General features: G+C 61.2%; 16 protein-coding genes. 9 read left to right on the top strand and 7 right to left on the bottom strand.

Features of this window, described 5'->3' with window-relative positions:
- The first annotated feature begins 38 nt into the window (after window positions 1–38).
- The 4 genes from NKH50_RS16540 to NKH50_RS16555 all read left to right on the top strand — a co-directional run bounded on the left by NKH50_RS16540 (window position 39) and on the right by NKH50_RS16555 (window position 4,323).
- A complete protein-coding gene (locus NKH50_RS16540; protein ID WP_352704757.1) occupies window positions 39–1,130 on the top strand; it encodes an ABC transporter ATP-binding protein in 1,092 nt (363 codons plus the stop codon).
- 1 nt (window position 1,131) lies between these two features.
- Window positions 1,132–2,067 carry a carbohydrate ABC transporter permease gene (locus NKH50_RS16545; protein ID WP_352737326.1) on the top strand — a complete coding sequence of 312 codons (936 nt, stop codon included), beginning with the start codon at window positions 1,132–1,134 and terminating at the stop codon, window positions 2,065–2,067.
- Complete coding sequence (locus NKH50_RS16550) at window positions 2,064–2,909, top strand: carbohydrate ABC transporter permease (protein WP_352879880.1); 846 nt, start codon at window positions 2,064–2,066, stop codon at window positions 2,907–2,909. Before NKH50_RS16545 ends, NKH50_RS16550 begins: the two co-directional genes overlap by 4 nt.
- Window positions 2,910–3,003: 94 nt before the next feature.
- Window positions 3,004–4,323, top strand: a complete 1,320-nt coding sequence (locus NKH50_RS16555) for an ABC transporter substrate-binding protein (protein ID WP_352879882.1) — start codon at window positions 3,004–3,006, stop codon at window positions 4,321–4,323.
- 182 nt (window positions 4,324–4,505) lie between these two features.
- Here NKH50_RS16555 and minE read toward each other — a convergent pair whose 3' ends face one another.
- The 3 genes from minE to minC are packed head-to-tail and all read right to left on the bottom strand — an operon-like array spanning window position 4,506 to window position 6,329.
- Window positions 4,506–4,778, bottom strand: coding sequence for a cell division topological specificity factor MinE (minE, locus tag NKH50_RS16560; RefSeq protein WP_023677151.1), 273 nt, complete (start codon window positions 4,776–4,778; stop codon window positions 4,506–4,508).
- A complete protein-coding gene (gene minD / locus NKH50_RS16565; RefSeq protein ID WP_254819515.1) occupies window positions 4,775–5,590 on the bottom strand; it encodes a septum site-determining protein MinD in 816 nt (271 codons plus the stop codon). The genes minE and minD overlap by 4 nt, the downstream gene beginning before the upstream one ends.
- Window positions 5,591–5,609: 19 nt before the next feature.
- Window positions 5,610–6,329 carry a septum site-determining protein MinC gene (gene minC / locus NKH50_RS16570; RefSeq protein WP_352879885.1) on the bottom strand — a complete coding sequence of 240 codons (720 nt, stop codon included), beginning with the start codon at window positions 6,327–6,329 and terminating at the stop codon, window positions 5,610–5,612.
- Window positions 6,330–6,568: 239 nt separating this feature from the next.
- Here minC and NKH50_RS16575 point away from each other — a divergent pair, with 239 nt between their 5' ends.
- Entirely contained in the window at window positions 6,569–7,429 is an 861-nt protein-coding gene (locus tag NKH50_RS16575; RefSeq protein WP_352879887.1) for an alpha/beta hydrolase, read from the top strand.
- Between the two features lie 93 nt (window positions 7,430–7,522).
- Here NKH50_RS16575 and NKH50_RS16580 read toward each other — a convergent pair whose 3' ends face one another.
- A complete protein-coding gene (locus NKH50_RS16580) occupies window positions 7,523–8,629 on the bottom strand; it encodes a glycosyltransferase (protein ID WP_352879889.1) in 1,107 nt (368 codons plus the stop codon).
- An 8-nt stretch (window positions 8,630–8,637) separates the two neighbouring features.
- Window positions 8,638–10,188, bottom strand: coding sequence for a GumC family protein (locus NKH50_RS16585; RefSeq protein WP_352879891.1), 1,551 nt, complete (start codon window positions 10,186–10,188; stop codon window positions 8,638–8,640).
- 166 nt (window positions 10,189–10,354) lie between these two features.
- On the opposite strand from NKH50_RS16585, the gene NKH50_RS16590 reads away from it, so the two are divergent.
- On the top strand, window positions 10,355–11,632 hold the full coding sequence (locus NKH50_RS16590) for a VpsF family polysaccharide biosynthesis protein (RefSeq protein ID WP_254819510.1): 1,278 nt from the start codon (window positions 10,355–10,357) through the stop codon (window positions 11,630–11,632).
- A 19-nt stretch (window positions 11,633–11,651) separates the two neighbouring features.
- Here NKH50_RS16590 and NKH50_RS16595 read toward each other — a convergent pair whose 3' ends face one another.
- Window positions 11,652–12,773, bottom strand: coding sequence for a glucosamine inositolphosphorylceramide transferase family protein (locus NKH50_RS16595; protein WP_352507207.1), 1,122 nt, complete (start codon window positions 12,771–12,773; stop codon window positions 11,652–11,654).
- A gap of 522 nt (window positions 12,774–13,295) precedes the next feature.
- On the opposite strand from NKH50_RS16595, the gene wecB reads away from it, so the two are divergent.
- From wecB to NKH50_RS16610, 3 genes are read left to right on the top strand one after another with little or no spacing between them, the layout of a single operon-like run.
- Window positions 13,296–14,450 (top strand): non-hydrolyzing UDP-N-acetylglucosamine 2-epimerase, encoded by a 1,155-nt coding sequence (gene wecB, locus NKH50_RS16600; RefSeq protein ID WP_352879893.1) that lies wholly within the window; start codon window positions 13,296–13,298, stop codon window positions 14,448–14,450.
- Window positions 14,443–15,774: a UDP-N-acetyl-D-mannosamine dehydrogenase gene (gene wecC / locus NKH50_RS16605; RefSeq protein ID WP_352507205.1), complete on the top strand. Its 1,332-nt coding sequence runs from the start codon at window positions 14,443–14,445 to the stop codon at window positions 15,772–15,774. Before wecB ends, wecC begins: the two co-directional genes overlap by 8 nt.
- The gene (locus NKH50_RS16610) at window positions 15,771–16,574 is read left to right on the top strand and encodes a WecB/TagA/CpsF family glycosyltransferase (RefSeq protein ID WP_352507204.1); all 804 of its coding nucleotides are present in this window, start codon (window positions 15,771–15,773) and stop codon (window positions 16,572–16,574) included. Before wecC ends, NKH50_RS16610 begins: the two co-directional genes overlap by 4 nt.
- Before the next feature lie 43 nt (window positions 16,575–16,617).
- Here the strand turns inward: NKH50_RS16610 and NKH50_RS16615 are convergent, their stop codons facing one another.
- A complete protein-coding gene (locus NKH50_RS16615; RefSeq protein ID WP_352879896.1) occupies window positions 16,618–18,057 on the bottom strand; it encodes a lipopolysaccharide biosynthesis protein in 1,440 nt (479 codons plus the stop codon).
- Window positions 18,058–18,097: the final 40 nt, after the last annotated feature.

An 18,097-nucleotide genomic window follows, 5' to 3' on the forward strand; every position in this document is an offset into this window, starting at 1 on the left:
TCATCGAGAAAGCGCAAACGCTGAGGAGGAGCGTCGACGTGACGGCCGATATCGAGATCAGGAACGTGAGCAAGCAGTTCGGTGCCATGACGGTGCTGGATCATCTGTCGCTCTCCATAAGGGCACGCGAATTCATCGTGTTCCTGGGGCCGTCCGGCTGCGGAAAATCGACGCTTCTTCGGATGATCGCCGGTCTTGAAGCTGTCGATAGCGGCGAGATTGCCATCAACAACGAGCGCATCGATCATCTGCCGCCGGGCAAGCGCGGCATTGCGATGGTGTTCCAGTCCTATGCGCTTTATCCGCATATGACGGTGCGCGACAATATGGCCTTCGGCCTTGCGAATATCGGCGTACCAGGCAAGGTCATCGAGGCGCGCATCAACGAAGCCGCCCGCATCCTCGAAATGCCGCATCTGCTCGATCGCAAGCCGGGCCAGCTCTCCGGCGGTCAGCGGCAGCGCGTTGCGATCGGCCGTGCGATCGTCAAGGAGCCGAAGGCCTTCCTGTTCGACGAGCCGCTCTCCAATCTCGATGCGGCGCTGCGCACCCGAACCCGCATCGAGCTTGCCCAGCTTCACCAGCGGCTGCAATCGACGATGATCTTCGTCACCCACGACCAGGTCGAGGCAATGACGCTGGCCGACCGCATTGTCGTCATGAACAATCGCAAGATCGACCAGATCGGTACCCCTATGGAGATCTACGAACGCCCGGCGACCAAATTCGTCGCGGGTTTCGTCGGTGCGCCGGCGATGAACTTCGTCGATGCGATACTCGACAGATCGGGCAAGAACGCCACGGCCAGATTTGCGGACGGCATCTCGGTGCAGACCGAGATCGCCTCCAGCCAATTGACCGACGGCAACTACACTTTCGGCATCCGTTCGGAAGACGTGCGCATCGTTGCCGCCGGACAGGGCAATGCCGACGGCGTCGTCGATGTGCTCGAGCGGCTCGGCGAACGCACCCTGATCTACGCGCGGCTGGGCGATGGCCAGCAGATCGTCGGCTCCGATGCCGGCAACAGCCGCGTCGCCGTCGGCGACAGAATCGGGCTCGCCTTCGACGGCCAGAAATCGCATCTGTTCAACGAGACCGGCCGCGCCTGGCATGCGAGGGAGGCCTGAGATGGTTGACCGGCTGGCGACGTCCCCGACCGCGACGCTTGCTGTCGGCGTCAGAGCCCCTACCGCCGACATCTATGCGCCGCAATGGCGAAACTTCATTTTCGTTGCGCCATTCTTGTTCTTCTTCACCACGCTGCTGCTCTTCCCGCTGCTCTGGGGGATGTGGCTGAGTTTCCACAAGGCCGACACGTTTTCGTCCGGAAATTTTGTCGGTCTCGGCAATTACGCCAGGCTGTATCACGACAAGGTCTTCCTGCAATCGATCTGGAATACCTTCTACTTCGTGCTTCTGACGGTGCCGACGCTGGCGCTGATCGGCCTTTTCCTGGCGCTTTGCCTCAACCGCCGCACGCGCACTGCCGCGGTTTTGCGGACGCTGTTCTTTTCCTCGTCGGTGCTGTCGGTCACCATCGTCACGCTGATCTGGCGCATCGTCTTCATTCCGAATGTCGGCCTGTTGTCGACGATCTACGGATGGTTCGGCGCAACCGCGCCGGCCTTCATTTCCGACCCCAGCCTTGCGATGATCGGCATCGCCATTGCCACCATCTGGTGGTGCATCGGCCTGCCGATGATGCTCTTTCTCTCGGCGCTTCAGCAGATTCCACAGGATATTTACGAGGCGGCAGCGCTGGACAATGCCAATCGCTGGCAGACGCTACGCTCGATCACGCTGCCGTCGATCAAGCGGACCTTCATCCTGGTGATCATCATCCAGATCGTGCTGCAATTCCAGCTGTTCGGCCAGGCCTGGCTGATGACGCGCGGCGGTCCGAACAACCTGACCAAGCCGATCGTGCTCTACATCTATGATACCGCATTCCGTCGCTGGGATCTCGGCCTGGGCGCCGCGGCATCGGAAATCCTGTTCATCCTCATCCTGGTCGCGGCCATGGCCCAGTACCTGGTGACACGCAGCAGGGGAGACCAGGCATGAGCGCCACAGCTTCCATCAAAGGCCGGGCATTTGGCGACCATGTGTTATTGGCCCTGGTCATCCTGCTTTCGATCGCCATGATCGCGCCGGTTCTGTGGGTCATCGGCCTGTCGCTTAAGGACAATACCGAGCTGATGGCCGATCCGAATTCGGTGTTTCACGCGCCCTATACGCTGAAGAACTACATCAACACCGTCGGCACCTCGTCGGTGTTCATCTGGGTGCGCAACAGCATCATCGTCTCGGGCGGGTTGACGCTCGGCACGTTGATCCTGTCGTCGCTCGCCGGCTACGGCTTTGCGCGGCTGAATTTCCCCGGCCGAGACGTGCTGTTCGTGATCGTGCTGTTCGGCCTGGCGGTTCCGGAACAGGCGGTGCTTGTCGCCCGCCACCAGATCTTCAGCATGCTGAAGTTCCACAACACCTATCAAGGGCTCATTCTGCCGGGCCTTTCGGCTCCGTTCGGCGTCTTCCTGATGACCCAGTATTTCAAGGCCATCCCGAAGGAGCTGGACGAAGCCGCCATGCTCGATAACGCCAGCCGGCTCAGAATTTTCTGGAAGGTGCTTCTGCCGCTCACGCTGCCTGCGCAGGCGACGCTCGGCATCTTCACCTTTCTCGGCGCGTGGAACGACTACTTCTGGCCGCTGATTTCGGCGACGAGGAAGGACATGTTCACGCTGACGGTCGGCATGGCCTCGACCCAGACCAATTTCGCCCAGTCCGAAGGCATCGGCTTCCTGATGGCGCAGGCGGTGTTCGCCGGTGCCCCGATCCTGATCGTCTACCTGTTCTTCCAGAAATACATCGTCACGGCGGTCTCCGGCGCTGCGGTGAGATAACGAAGATAGCCTGACGGCCGGGGGAATGCGCAGCGATTGAAGCACGAAAGCCAATCCAGGGTGGAGCGGCGGAAACTCAGTAGGAGGAACTGATATGAAACTGAAGAAAATACTGTTTGCCGCAGTCTCTGTGGGCGCAATGCTGCTCGCAGCTCCAAGCTTCGCGGCCACGGAACTGAGCGTGCAGCGCTTTTTCGGCGCCTGCGATGCTGATTTCGGCACCAACACCGATGCCACCAAGGCCGTTGGCGAATGCGGCATCATCACCTCGCTGATCAACAAGTTCAACGCCGACAATCCCGATGTCCACGTCAACGTCACCACCGTGGAATGGCCCGGCTATGATCAGCTGACCGCCCAGTTCGCTTCAGGCGACGCTCCGGACATCGTCACGATCCATGAATCCGTACTGTCGGATTATCAGTCGAAGGGCCTGTTGATGCCGCTCGACGATCTCTTGAAGTCGGTCGGCGTGACACCCGACGCTTTCACCGACGCGGCACGCAATGGCGCCACCAAAGACGGCAAGATCTATGGTCTGCCGATCGACAGCTGGACGATGCTCTATCACGTCAACATGGATCTTTTCAAACAAGCCGGCCTCGTCAATGCCGACGGCACGCCGATTTTTCCAAAGTCGCCCGAGGAACTGCTCGCCCAGGCCGAACAGTTCAAGCAGAAGACGGGCAAGCCTTATTTCGTCCAGAACCTGGCCAATGAGACTGCACTCTACACACGCAACCTCTACACCTATCTTTTCCAGCAGGATTCCGATTTCTTTGCCGATCCGAAGCATGTGAAATTGAATACGCCGGAAGCCAAGAAGGTCGTCGAGATGTACAAGGCGATCTTCGAGAAGGGCTACACCACCAAGGATCTCGACTATGGCGGCTCGATCAACGCCTTCCTTGCCGGCGAGGGTGGCGTCCATCTCAACGGTACGTGGGTGGTCGGCGATTACAACGCCCAGTCCGAGACCAAGGGGACGGCCCTCAACAAGGGCGGATATGCGGTCTATCCGTATCCGCAGCTGTTTGGCGGCGCCCATGCGCAATATGCCGACGGCCACACCTGGGCCGTTTCGCAGAAAGACCGCACGCCTGAACAGATCGCGGCTATCGGTAAATTCCTGAAGTTCTTCGCCGACAACGACTTCGAATGGTCGCGCACCGGCCACTTGCCGGCCTATAAGGCCGTCATCACTTCGGACGCCTTCAAGGCACTGCCGCATCGCAACACGATCTCTGCGGTCGCTGATCTCGGCAAGCCGCTGCCGTCCGCCGTACAGCGTCAGTTTGCGATCCAGGACATTATCGGCGAAGAGATGAGTGCAGCAATCAGTGGCCAGAAGGACGTCGACACCGCCCTTGCCGACATGGAAAGCCGCGTCAACGAATTGCTCGCCAACATTTGACCACGGGTTCGAAAGGCCCTCCCAAGGCCCCCCGCGGCTTGAAACGGCCGCGGGGTTTTGGTGAGAGAGTGGTTATTGTCCTCGAATTGCGAGAACTTGCCGGTGGCGACCGGCTCAAGCACACCAACCACGGCGCCGCAATTTCGGCAGCAGCCGACGCAAGCCCCGACCGGAGGGTTTCGTTAGAACGCCGCGGCCATGGGCATTGCGACTTTGTTGGGGATCTGGATGTCGATCTCCAATCTCGACGTCGTTTCGCCGTGATCCATGCTTACCTGCAGGAAATCCTGGTCGACCTGAACATGCCGGGCGATCACCGCCATGATCTCCTCGCGCAACACGGAGACGAGATCGGGCTGGTTGCGGCTTCGACGCTCGTAAGCCAACAGCAGTTGCAAGCGCTCGCGCGCCACGGGCGCGCTGCCGCGGCGCTTGAAGATATCGAGCAGGTTCATGCTGCCCTCCTTCCCAACAGCCGGTCGAGGAGGCCCCTCCGTTCGAAAGGCAGAATGACCGGCAGGTCCTCGCCCTCGAGTCTTCTTGCCGCGTCGATATAGGCGCGTGCGGCGGGGTTGGTGTTTTCGCTGAGCGTAACCGGCGCGCCAACATTGGATGCGCGCAGCACGTCCTGGCTCTCGGGAATTATTCCCAGCAGAGGCGTGGACAGGATCTCGAGAACGTCATCAATGCTGAGCATCTCGCCGCGGGCAGCGCGGGCAGCGTCGTAGCGCGTGACGAGGACGTGTTTGGCAATCGATTCACCTTGCTCTGCTTTCATCGTCCTGGAGTCGAGCAGGCCGATGATGCGATCGGAATCGCGGACCGAGCTCACTTCCGGGTTGGTAACGATTACCGCCTCGTCGGCAAAGCGCATGGCAAGTTGCGCGCCCCGCTCTATGCCGGCCGGGCTGTCGCAGAAGACGTAGTCGAAAACCGATCGGAGCTTGTCGATGACGTCGGCGACGCCTTCCTCGGTGAGAGCATCCTTGTCGCGCGTTTGCGAGGCCGGCAGCAGGAACAGCGTTTCGAGCCGCTTGTCACGGATCAGCGCCTGCGAGAGCTTGGCGGTTCCCTGAATGACGTTGACGATATCGAAAACAACGCGCCGCTCGGCGCCCATGATCAGATCGAGGTTGCGCAGGCCGACATCGAAGTCGACGAGGGCCACCCGCTTGCCGGTTTTCGCGACCGCGGCGCCGAGAGCGGCCGTCGAGGTCGTCTTGCCGACACCCCCTTTGCCGGATGTGACAACCACTACCTTGCCCATATTTGTGCCTCCAATGTTGTTAGTTGAGCGGTGCGACGCAAAGTGCGCCGTCCTCGAGAAAGGCCTGTACCGGCCTTCCTCGCGAGGAGGCGTCCATCTCCTCGGCGGTGCGGTACCAGCCGTCTACCGCCAGAAGTTCGGCTTCATTTTTCCGGCAAAAGATGCGAGCTGCGGGATTTCCCGTGGCGCCGGCGAACGCACGTCCACGCAACGTGCCGTAGACGTGGATCGATCCTCCGGCGATGATCTCGGATCCGGAACTGACGGAGCCGACAATGACCACGTCGCCATCGGGGTGAAAGATCGACTGGCCGGAGCGGATCGGTGCCTTGATCATCAATGAGTTCGGCGCCTGCGGCTCTTTCGTCTTGGCCTCAGCGGCGGCCTTCGGGTTCGGCTGCGCGTAAAGCGTATCAGCGGTGGCCTCCTTGGTGCCAACGAGCAGCGGCGGCAGATCGGCATCAAGAGCAACGTTGCCATCGGCCTCGATCGCGTAAATGCGAATCCCGCGCTCCGCGAGCTGTGAGACCAGATCCCGCATCTCGCCCACCTCGGGCTTGAGCATATTCAGATCGAGCACGACCGGACGGCCGGCAAAGAAGCCGGGAGAGTTTTCGGTCCAGTGATCGAGGCTTTGCAGCCATTCCCCTAGCGGGGCCTCAGGGGTGAGGGTGAAGGCTACAAACGAGCGCGCTCGAAAGCGTATGGACTTGTTTTGGATGGGAGCGACGCAGGTCACAGAGGCGAGTCCTTACTGATTGGTTAAGGCTAGCCCGGCATGGTTAACGAAAAGTTAATGGCGGCTGCCCGAGGCGTTGGCGGAGGCATTCTTTTTGCCTCCGATCGCCCTGCCGGCGCCCTGCTTCCGGTGCACGACGAGGTCCTCCTCGCGGCTGCCTGGAGGCGCATCCAGTTCACGAGGTCGGCCGACCGGTATAAGATTGCCGTGAACGCCGGGCTTATTAAGGAGTTATCGGTTTGACAAGCGTTGCCAGGGGGTCTGTCGCAGATCGCGGTCGCGCTACCTATGACCTTGGCGCGACCGCCATCTTTGCTTCCAAATCAGACCCGCGCTTTCACTATTGCCTGTATGTGCCTCCCGCGGTTGGAGAAGGGGCCAAAGTCGACCTGATGGTCGCTGTCCATGGCACCGGCCGCACCTCTTTTCTTGGATTCCGCGACGCGTTTTCCGAGTTCGGACGCTGGAACGGCTGCGCCGTTTTGTGTCCGCTGTTTCCAATCGGCGTTCTCGGGGATGATGCCCGCAGCGGGTACAAATATATGCTCGAGGGCAACATCCGCTACGATCAGTTGCTGCTCGCCATGATTGAGGAGGTCAGCGCCAAATACAGTCAGGATTGGAGCCGCTTTGCCATGTTCGGATTTTCCGGCGGCGGGCATTTCACGCATCGTTTTGCTATCCTGCATCCCGACAGGCTCTGGGCGGCTTCAATCGGCGCGCCAGGCTCGGTGACCCTGCTCGATCCGACGCGTGACTGGTGGGTGGGCATTCGCGATCTGCCGGAGAAGTTCGGCATCACCTTCGATGCCGCAGCGCTGGCAAAAGTGCCTTTCCAGATGATCGTCGGCGACGCCGACCTGGAGACTTGGGAAATCACTCATGTCCAAGGCAGCACCCATTGGATGCCAGGCGCCAACGATGCCGGGCGAACACGGCCGGAACGCCTCATGGCATTGTGTCGATCGTTCGAGGAGGCGGGTGCGCGCGTGCGCTTCGATTTGCTGCCAGGCGTATCTCATGAACGGGACGCGGTTCTCGATTCGGTCAAGGACTTCCTCGCCCAACAACTCAAGGAACGAGGAAACGCCCGACCATGAGCCGCTGCGCTCCAGCTTGTGAAGAGATTACGGCAATCAAGACCCGCCCGCGTCGATCGCATCCAACCGCGATCTGCTGGCCGTGGGCGACAACTAGAGCAACGCTTCGTAGCGATCGCCGATCTTGTCGACTGTGAAATCCAGCGCCCTGTTTCTCAGCACGGCAGCAGGGATGGGGTGATCCAGCATTTCGGCCATCGCCTTCGCAAGGGCTGCGGCGTCACCGACTGGCACCAAGGCGCCGAAGCGGCCGTCACCGAGTATTTCTCGCGGGCCATGCGGGGCATCGGTGGAGATTACGGGGACACCTGCAGCCATGGCCTCGACCAACACGTTGCCAAAGCCTTCGCTGGTCGATGACAGAACGAACAGATCGGCTGCGGCATAGCAAGCTGCGGGGTCGTTGACGTAGCCGGCAAAGAGCACGTGCGCGCCGATGCCGGTCTCTTCGGCATAGGCGTGCAATTCGGCAGCCAGCGGACCTTCGCCGAAGATGACAAGCCGGGCAGGGCGGCCGGCGCGCAGGGCAGCGAAGGCCCGCAGCAAAGTCCGGTGGTCCTTGACCGGCACCAGGCGTCCGGCGGTGGCGATGACCGGGCCATCGCCCATCGCCGCCAACGCTGCCTGCCAGGCATAGGAATTCCTCTGCGGTGCTTCAGCCGGCGGCAGCGGGTTGTTGATGACGACGACCTTGGATTTGGGGAAGCCGCGGGCGATGATGTCACGGCCGACACCCGCCGAAACGGCGATGGCTTTGGTAGCACGCGCGCCAACCAGCGCGGAAAACCCGATCGCCAGTCTCGCGCCGAGGCCGCTGGCAGGCAGCGAGGCGGCGGCGTGGAAACTTGGAAAGAATTTTGCCCGGCTTCTGGCCAACATGAGTGACAGCGCCATCACCAGATTGGCGAATTCCGGGGCACTATAGACCGCATCAGGATCAAGGCGGCGGAACAAATTTGCGCTTCGCACGATGCCTTTCAGCGTCGCCGACTTGGCGTAACCCTCGCCGCGCAAGAGAAGGCCGAAGTCGACCAGATGCACGGCAGCGGAACGCAGCGCGGCGTTAGGGCCTTCCGCGTTCCAGGTAAAAAGCGTGACCTCGTGGCCACGCGACGCCAGTTCATTTGCCATCAGGACGAAGACACGTTCGGCGCCGCCGCCCCTCAGGCTGGCGATGTGGAAAACGATGCGCTTCACCATGCCTTGCTTCAGGCTCGGCTGGCGGCAAGGCCTGATCGGTTCGGCGGCCGGCGCATGTCGCGGATGATGCCCATGCCGATGGCCAGCAGCATGCCCAGGGCAAAGCCTGCGAACGCTCCTGCGCCTGCTACCAGGGCAGTGCGCGGGGGCCATGAGCGCGCGGGCGGGGGCACCGCGGTCGAAATCACCTGTACGTTTGTCGTGTCGATCTGCTCGCGCTCGCTGATTTGGCGTGCACGTGACAGGAAGCTCTCATAGACGGCTCTCTTCGAGGCGGCATCGCGTTCAAGTTCACGCAGGGCGACTTCGGACTCGCTGTCGGTGAATACATTGCTCTTCAGATCGTTCATCCTGGCGTTGAGAGAAGCCAACGAGGCCCTGGCCTTGTCCAGGCTGGCCTTTGCCGTGCCGACGGTGCGGGAGAACTCGGCCCGGAGTTGCGAGTTGACGGTCTCGAGCTCCGTCCTGAGCCTGACAATCGTCGGGTGACGCGGGCCGAAGGTCATCGACTGTGAATCGATCTGCTGCCGCAGGCTGTTTGACCTGTCGCGCAGCGCTGCGAGCGCTTCCGAAACCGTGGGGTCGGGATTTGCCCCATTGATGCCGGAGGCAACCAGGGCGTCGTAGCTTGCCTGCGCGGCAATGACGCGCGATTGCGCATCGACGATTTCGCCATTGAGCTGCGTCAGCGTCTGCGAACTGACAAGCTGGCCATTGCTGGTGGACAGATTGTGGCTACGCCTGTAGCTCTCGACCTTCTCTTCGGCTGCCTGCACGTCGCTCTTGAGTTGGCCAAGCCGGCTGTCGAGGGCTGCCGCGGCACGGCTGGCGCCGGCAGCTTCTGCCTTGGCCAGTTCTTCCTGGAAGTTTTTGACTAGGGCCTGCGAGATCAGGATCGCCTTGGCGGTGGTTTCCGCAGATACCGAGAGGGTTGTGACGAACGATGTCGGGTCCGCGATGGCGTCTACCCGGTCCGCCAGATTCTTCAAGGCGATGAGCCTCGGGTCGGGCTTCGCCACAGCGCCAGACGAGGATGTGCTCCGGTCCGGATCGAAGAATTCTGGATCGTGAGTCAGATTCAGTTCGTCCACCACACGGGAAAGCACGTTGCCCGAGGTCAGGATACGCTGCTTGCTGCGTGTGCTGAGCAGCTGGCTATCGACCTGGCCCGGTTGCGAGTAGAGGTCGTTTTCCACAACCTGCAAATTGGAAGGGTTGATGAGGACCTCCGTCGTGACGGTGTAACGCTGCTTGCTCAGCAATGCATAGGCGCCGCCGACAATGCCGCCGATTACCGCCAGCATGAACGCCAGGGCGAGGCCGGCCCGCAGCCAGACGAACAGGCGTCGAAAATCGAGCTCGAGGAAATCGCCGATCTTGTCCAGGGTCACCGTGGCGACAGGCTCTGGAGGTTGCGGCGTCACCGGTGCGGAGCTTAACGCCGCGACTGGGCCATGCTGTTGCAGCAATGCCCTGCGCCGTGCATTGGCAATACGCTCGAATGCACTGTTATTGGAAGCCGTCGCGGAGATAGGGGGGGTGCCGGAACCGGCAGACATGGTGACAACCCTTGTTAAATCATTACGCTTGGCCTGCTCTACAGAAATATCGTTAACATCTTATTTTCCAAGTTGGCCCATTTTGCCGTTCACACGGTCCGCTTGGCGGACGCTGAAGGGATTCGTTGCCCAGAATGCCGTTCGAATATCGCCATTTGGATGGGCCATGAGCTATCCCGCTGCCACTTCGGAACGAGTGTTGTCCAGTCGAGCGCGCCGTCAGAACGCGCTGTCGCTGCTGTTTTTCCTATGTGCAGCGTTCGCGCTCCTGCTTCGCTTTACGGTGTCGCCGCAAGTGATGAACATGGTCGTCGACTATACGGCCCAGGGAGGCTCGTTCTACGAAAAGCTGCATTTCGGCACCTATGCGATCATCCTACTGCTTCCTATCGTTCTTTTCAGCCGGCCGTTTTTGCTGCACGGCGATGAAATTGGAATATTCAAGGCGTTGATCCGCTATTCGGTGCTGATGTTCGCGCTGGTGCCTTATTTGTTCGTTACCGGCCGTGCGGGCTCCTCCGGCTTCATCATCGATACCTATCTGGTGGCCGGCGCCACAGGCCTGCTGATGCTGGCATTGAATGCAGAGGTGCGGCGGGCGTTGGGAGACGTCGTGCTTGGAATGGCGGTCCTGAGCGCTGTCATCGGCACCATCGAGGCGGTGACTCAACATCGGTTGTTGCCCTATGGCTTGAACGAACTGCAATTCAGGCCAACTGGCCTGTCGGCTCATCCGCTGGCACTGGGCGCGCTCTGCGCCACGACCATCGGATTTGTGCCGCTGACGCACTGGCGCATTTGGGCGCGGGTGATGGCGATCTTGCTGTTATTCATCGGTTGCGCTGCGTCAGGCGCTCGCGCTGCGCTGATGCTCGCGACGGCGGAAATCCTCATTCTGCTGCTGTTCGTGCCCTGGCCGGGCCTATCGCTCAAATACGAGCGGCAGGCCAAATTTGTCGTACTGATGTTCACCGTCGCCGGTGGTGCGGTGCTCGTAGCTGTACTGTTTGCGGGCGGTCTGCTGAATCGGTTCAGCAACACCATCTTCGACGAAAACTTCATGGCCCGGGTGACCATTTACCAGGTGTTCGGACTAGTCAGCTGGAACGACATCCTGTTCGGCATGAACGTTGACGACCTGCTGGCGATCGTCAGGCAGAAGCTGCATCTGCCCTACATCGAAAGCGCGCCTGTGGTAATCATCTTGCTCTTCGGCCTGCCCATAGCCCTGCTGTTTACAGCGCTGATATTCTGGTTTGTCTTCCGGCTGCTGCGAGGGGCGCCGCTGCCGGCATGGATCGGCACCATAACGTTCTTGCTTGCTGCGCTGTCGAACAACGCGCTTTCGTCAAAAACGCCGGACATGACGATCATCGTGGTGTTGCTGCTTGCCTACAGGGACCAGTCTTCGGTCGCGGCATTGAAGCCGGCTGGATCTCGTTAAGCACGGGCCTCAAATCCGGTCAGCCGGCGCTGTCCACGACCTCGACACGTCCCGCGCGGTTGAGCGTGTGAATGCCCGCGCGGGCCCATGCCGGCCCCGGATCGATTGGGCGGGGCAGTTCGAAACGGATATCGAAATCATCAAGCCGATCCAGTCGCATTAACCCCAGGCCGCCACCATAGGCTCTTGAGCCGTTTTGCACCGGCAGCAGCAGCGAGCCCTCCTGGCGGATAAAGGCGCCGCCCGGCCGAGTGGCGGAGTGGTCGACCGCGACGGGATTGAGCGCGTGCGCAGCCCACGGCCCACGCAGCGCCGGGGCGGAATAGACCGCCATCGTGTCAGACGCGCTACCGTGACCGAACCGCTCAGTCCCCAACAGCCAGAAGCGGCCGTCGGATTCGAGCAGCGTGGCGTCGTTGAAATCCCTGTTCGTCATCAGCACCGTATCGCGTACCCAGCGATCCGGAAACTGCACGGCACGGTAGAGCACCAGTTCGCGCGCCGTAGCGCTTTCCGGGATCATGAAAATCTCGCCGGAGCGAGCGAACACCTGCGGATATGACAGGTGGTGTGCTTCCTCCAGCACCACCTTCGGCACGCCGAAAGTGCCGTCGGTGTCGAGTTCGGCTACCGAAATCACGCCGCGGCCCGTGGCATAGGGAAATTCCTCGACAAACAGAAAATGGCGGCCGTCGCGCTCGAGAACGAACGGATCGGCGTAGAAGCGCTGCCCGTCATCGGCAAGCACGGTGAACGGCTTACCGTCGAGTCGTCCGGTCTCGGCGACGCCTGGACCGTCGATCAGCCGGTAAGCAACCTGCCAATAGAAGGGGCGCCGACCACGTCGCAGTTTTTGCACCGCGCGGTCGACCATTCCCCTGCCGAAAAAGGGCAGATAGTGCCTGATAAATCCGCCTTTCTGCAGGGGCGGCGCCGGGCTCTCAATAATCGGCGCAAGTTTGCCCGCGGAAAAGCGGGCGACACATTGGGCGATCAGGGAGATGGCGCCGGCGAGCAGGTCGTTGCTGGTCCGGGAGAGCCATAGCCGATCGCTGATCATCGGCCGCGCCCTGGCGACGGCAACGCCGTCGAGGCGCGCGGTGAGTTCGGGCAACCGCCCGCTCGCCAGCATCTCGGTCATGCCCGCGGCAAAGCTGCTGTGGCCGCAAAATTCGAGCGTCAGGACAGGCGTGCCCCGTCGGGCGGCGATAGCGGTAAGATCGACTACAAGATCGACTGGGCCGGTATCGCCGGATCGCAACGGCTCGGAACGGCTTGCCAATGAGGGGCCGAAGCGCCGGCCCTCGAGCGCCAGCACATTATCCATTCCGCGCGCATTGGGTTCAGGCGTCGGCGCGCGGCTACTCGAAACCGCATGTCCAGCCGCACTCAACCGCGCCAGAAGCTCATTTTCCCAGCGCCGGGATGCGTCGGCGTGGCCGATGATTAAAATATTAGTCAATCCAATATATTCTTTTTCAAGACTACTACCGTAGACTACTTGTCAGCCCAACCTTTCACAAGAGTTAAGCCGGGAGAACGCGGCCTTGGTTGTTAATCATATATTAAGAATTGAGATCACGAAGGCGCTTCTCGACGCTATTATAGCTCGTGCGGGCAATAGTCGGCATGTCCCGAAGGCTGCAGGCGACCAGGATCAGCGATGAACGTCCTTTCACGTCCAAAACTGCCATCGAGGCAGAAACTGCTGATCGTGTTCGGCACGAGGCCGGAGGCACTCAAATGCTTTCCAGTGGCGCGCGCCGCCCTTGCTCATCCAGGCTTCATCACCGAAATATGCATAACCGCCCAGCATCGCGAAATGGTCGACCAGGTTGTCGAGCTGACCGGCCTGCCTGTGCATCACGATCTCAACATCATGCAACCCGGCCAGTCGCTGTTCGACGTGACCTCGCGCGTGCTCCTTGGCATGGCCGAGGTGCTGGACAAGGCCAAGCCCGATATCGTCATGGTGCAGGGCGACACCACCACGGCGATGGCCGCGGCTCTGGCTGCCTTCTACAAGCGTATCCCGGTCGCTCATGTCGAAGCAGGATTGCGCAGCCACAACGTCAACTCGCCGTTTCCTGAAGAACTGAACCGCAAGATTGCCGGCGACATCGCCACCTGGCATTTTGCGCCGACCGTTCAGGCGCGCGACAACCTCATCGCCGAAGGAAAAGCCGAAAGCACCATCTTTGTGACCGGTAACACGGTGATCGATACACTGTTGCATTTTTCAAGCGCGATCGATGCCGACAGGCTGATGAACGCGAAGCTCGCTGCCCGCTTCCCTTTCCTCGACCCTTCCAAGAAGATGATCCTCGTCACCGGCCATCGCCGCGAGAATTTCGACGGCGGCATCCAGCGCATCTGTACGGCGTTGAAGGGATTGGCGGCGCGCGGAGACGTGCAGATCGTCTACCCTGTCCATCCAAACCCCAATGTGCGCTCAGTGGTCAACGCAGAGCTGGAAGGCGTGCCGAACATCCACCTGGTCGAGCCGCAGGACTATCTGCCGTTCCTGTACCTGCAGAAGCAGAGCTATCTGGTGCTTACCGATAGCGGTGGCGTGCAGGAAGAAGCGCCTTCACTCGGCAAGCCGGTGCTGGTAATGCGCGAAAATACCGAGCGACCCGAGGGGATCGTGGCCGGCACCGCCCGTCTTGTCGGCACCGATGTCGAGAAAATCCTGTTCAACGCCAATCGCCTGCTCGACGATCAGGCTGCCTATCGCCGCATGGCGGAACGACACAACCCATATGGCGATGGCCGGGCCAGTAACCGGATTGTTGAGGAACTGCTGCATCATGGCTGAAATCAAAACCGTTTCCGTAATCGGCATGGGCTATATCGGCCTGCCGACCTGCGCCATTTTCGCCAGCCGCGGGCTCAACGTCATTGGCGTCGATGTCAACGGAGCGGTGGTCGAGAAGGTCAACCGCGGCGAAATCCACATCGTCGAGCCAGACCTTGACGGTCTGATCCAGAAGGTCGTGGCGAACGGCAAGCTCATGGCCTACAGCACGCCGCAGCCGGCGGACGCCTATATCATCGCTGTGCCGACCCCGATGACCCACGACCATAAGCCGGACGTGACCTACGTGCTCGCGGCGGCACGAAGCATCGCCCCAGTGCTGAAGCGGGGAGACCTTGTGGTATTGGAGTCGACATCGCCGGTCGGAACCACGCGGATCATGACCGGGCTGCTTGCCGAATTGCGGCCCGATCTCAAATTTCCTGTCCAGCATGGCGAAGACGCCGATGTGCTGGTCGCCTATTCGCCCGAGCGCGTGCTGCCGGGAAAGGTGCTGACCGAGCTTATCAACAATGATCGCTCGATCGGTGGATTGTCCCGCAAATCGTCGGAACGGACCGCGGCACTCTATTCGACCTTCGTCACCGGCGACCTGTTCATGACAACGGCCGAAAGTGCTGAGCTGGTGAAACTGACGGAGAACGCATTCCGCGACGTCAACATCGCCTTTGCCAACGAGCTTGCCGCAGTGTGTCAGGATCTGTCGCTCAATGTATGGGAAGTGATCGATCTCGCCAATCGGCACCCTCGCGTGAACATCCTCCAGCCGAGCCCGGGCGTTGGCGGTCACTGCATTGCGGTCGATCCATATTTTATCATCGATGCCGCACCCAACAGCACGCGGCTGATGGCTTCGGCACGCCGGATCAATTCCGAGCGGCCCATGTCGGTGGTCAGGGATATCGAGGCCTTGCTCGATCCCTCCCGCAAACAGACGATCGCCTGTCTTGGCCTCAGCTTCAAAGCCAACATCGACGATTTGCGCGAGAGCCCGGCCGTCGAAGTGGTGAAGCTTCTGTCCGATATCCCCAATGTGAAGATCATTGCGGCTGAACCTAACACAAATGCGCTGCCGCACGAGCTCGAGGGCAGGGGCATCGTGTTCACCGATGCACTTTCGGCCATCGACAAATCCGATATCGTCGTCCTCCTGGTCGACCATCGGCAATTCAATCTGGTCGACCCCGAAGCGCTCAAGGACAAGAAGCTCGTCGATACGAGGGGCCTGTGGACGTGGCGCAAGGCGCGCAAGCCGGACGCCCGCATCGAAGGCAAGAAACCAGAGATCGCACAAGTGCCGCTTGCAAGGGAGCAGGCCGCATGAACGCGCACGCCCCGGCATGGGCGCAGCATTCCCTTTTGGCATCACGGCGCCGGGAGTTCCTTGGCGCACCTATCCATGCGCTGACCATGGCAGAGACGCTGGCCATCGCCGAAGAGGCGATGACCCTGCGGCGGCCGCTGCATCATGTGGTGGTGAACGTCGCCAAGCTGGTGACCATGCGCCAGAATGCCGAACTGCGCGACGACGTGGCCGGGGCGGACGTGGTCAATGTCGATGGCATCGGCGTGCTTTGGGGAGCGCGTTTGTGCGGCGTCGCGTTGCCCGAGCGGGTGGCGGGCGTCGACATCATGATCAATCTGCTGAGCCTCTGCGCGATGCGTGGATTCAGGCCGTATCTGCTGGGGGCCGAACAGCACGTTCTCGATGCGGTCGTAGCGAGACTTGCCAATGACCATCCGAGCCTCAGCATAGCGGGAACGCGCAACGGCTATTTCAAGCCGGAGGACGAGGCCGGGATCGTCGCGGCGATCAACGCCTCGGATGCCGACTGCCTGTTGGTGGCCATGCCGACACCGCGGAAGGAACGCTTTCTCAAACGCTACCGCGATGAACTCGCCCCAAGCTTCGTGATGGGCGTGGGCGGCAGTTTCGACGTCTATGGCGGCAAGGTTGCCCGTGCGCCGAGGCTGATACAAGCGGCCGGCCTGGAGTGGCTGTTCCGCGTCGTCCAGGAGCCGCGACGCTTGTGGCGCCGCTACTACGATACCAACACTGCCTATGCCGGGCTGCTCTGCCGGGAGTTCTGGGAGCGTCGCTGGCGCCGAAACGCCGGTTTATAGATTCGCGTTCCCTCACAAACAGGCCTCGGCCCTGGACTTCCCCTTACGCGATCCGCAGCCGCGCCCGCAGCTGGGCGACGAATTGCGTCGCTGCTACAGGATGGAACAACGAGGTCAGCCCGAAGAAGACCGCAGCGCCGGCGGTGCCGCCGGCGACAAGCGAGAAGATCGCCGGCACGTCGCCGGCCACCATGCTGGCAAGCTTGGCGGCCACCCCCGTGCTGAGCGAGATGATTACCGAGACACCGATGTCGCGCCACGGCACCGGCACCGGCGTGAGCCGCTCGCTGATGACAATGCAGGTTATGGAGCCCACTACCGAGCCGCCCGCAAGCGCCAAAGCCGCGCCGATCTCGGCCATCGGGGGGATCAACAGCAGGGACAATGCGATTGTTGCCACCGAGCCGAAGAGGTTGGCGATGATCAGCAGCCACGGCCGCTTGTGCGCGTGCACCACGACGCCATAGACGAAGCTGGTGAGGTTGGCGCACAGCACGCTGAAGGCAATGATTGGAAACAGCAGGCCGAAGCGGCCGTGATATTGCGAGGGCAGCATGAGCTCGGTGATATTGCCGCTGAGCGCGACCAGCATCGCTCCAATAGGCAGGCAAAGCCGCATCATCAAGGCCATCAACTGCGACAGCAACCGACCCGATGCCGCGGGCCCGTCCTCGTCGAAGCGGCTAACCACCTCGGGAAAGGCGCCCATGTTGATGGCGTTGGCGACCATATCGATCGGTTGGCGGGCCAGCGCATAGGCCGCGGCGAAAATCGCCACGGCGCTGGCATCGTAATAGAACTTGAGGAACAGACGCTCCGCGCTGTTGAGCCCGAACCCAACCAGCGCCATGATGATCAGCGGCACACCGAGCGCAAAGAAGTCTCTGTGGGTGAAACGCGGCGGACCGGTAACGACGCGTCGGGATGCCATGATCCCCGCCACGATGCCGGCAATCAAGGCGCCGAGGCTCGAACCGAGCGACACCGTCAGAAAGCTGTCCTGAAAGACAAGGATAGCGCCGATCGGTAACGCGAGTTGCAGCAAGGCACGCAGGGCTTCTAGCATCGAATAGACCGAATGGCGCTGCTGCATCTGCAGCACCGTCAAGGCGAAGCGGCTGATGGACCCAGCGACCAGATAGCCGCAGACCGCGATCGCGAACTCGACCCAGCGTTCAGGCACGATCACCGCCGACGCGCCTACCGATATGACCAGCGCCAGGGCCGTGGTCGCAAGCAACACCTGCCCCGCCAGCATCAGGCTGCCGCGGCTGACCTCGCCCTTGCCGCCAAGCCTGAGCAAGGCGATGCGCAGCCAGTTGGTGACGGCAATGTCGGTCATTTCACCGACGGTCACCACCAGGGTGAGCAGGCCATACTCGGTCTGGTCGATCAAACGCGTCACGACGACCAGCAGGAGCAGCGCCGAAATTCGCGTCAGCAGGATCGCCGGAGCATAAATGAGCGTGGAACGGAGCAGCAAGGGCGTGTCCCTGGAAAACTCACCTTCGACTAGCCGCCGA

Source organism: Mesorhizobium sp. M1027, assembly GCF_040318745.1.
Taxonomy (GTDB): domain Bacteria; phylum Pseudomonadota; class Alphaproteobacteria; order Rhizobiales; family Rhizobiaceae; genus Mesorhizobium.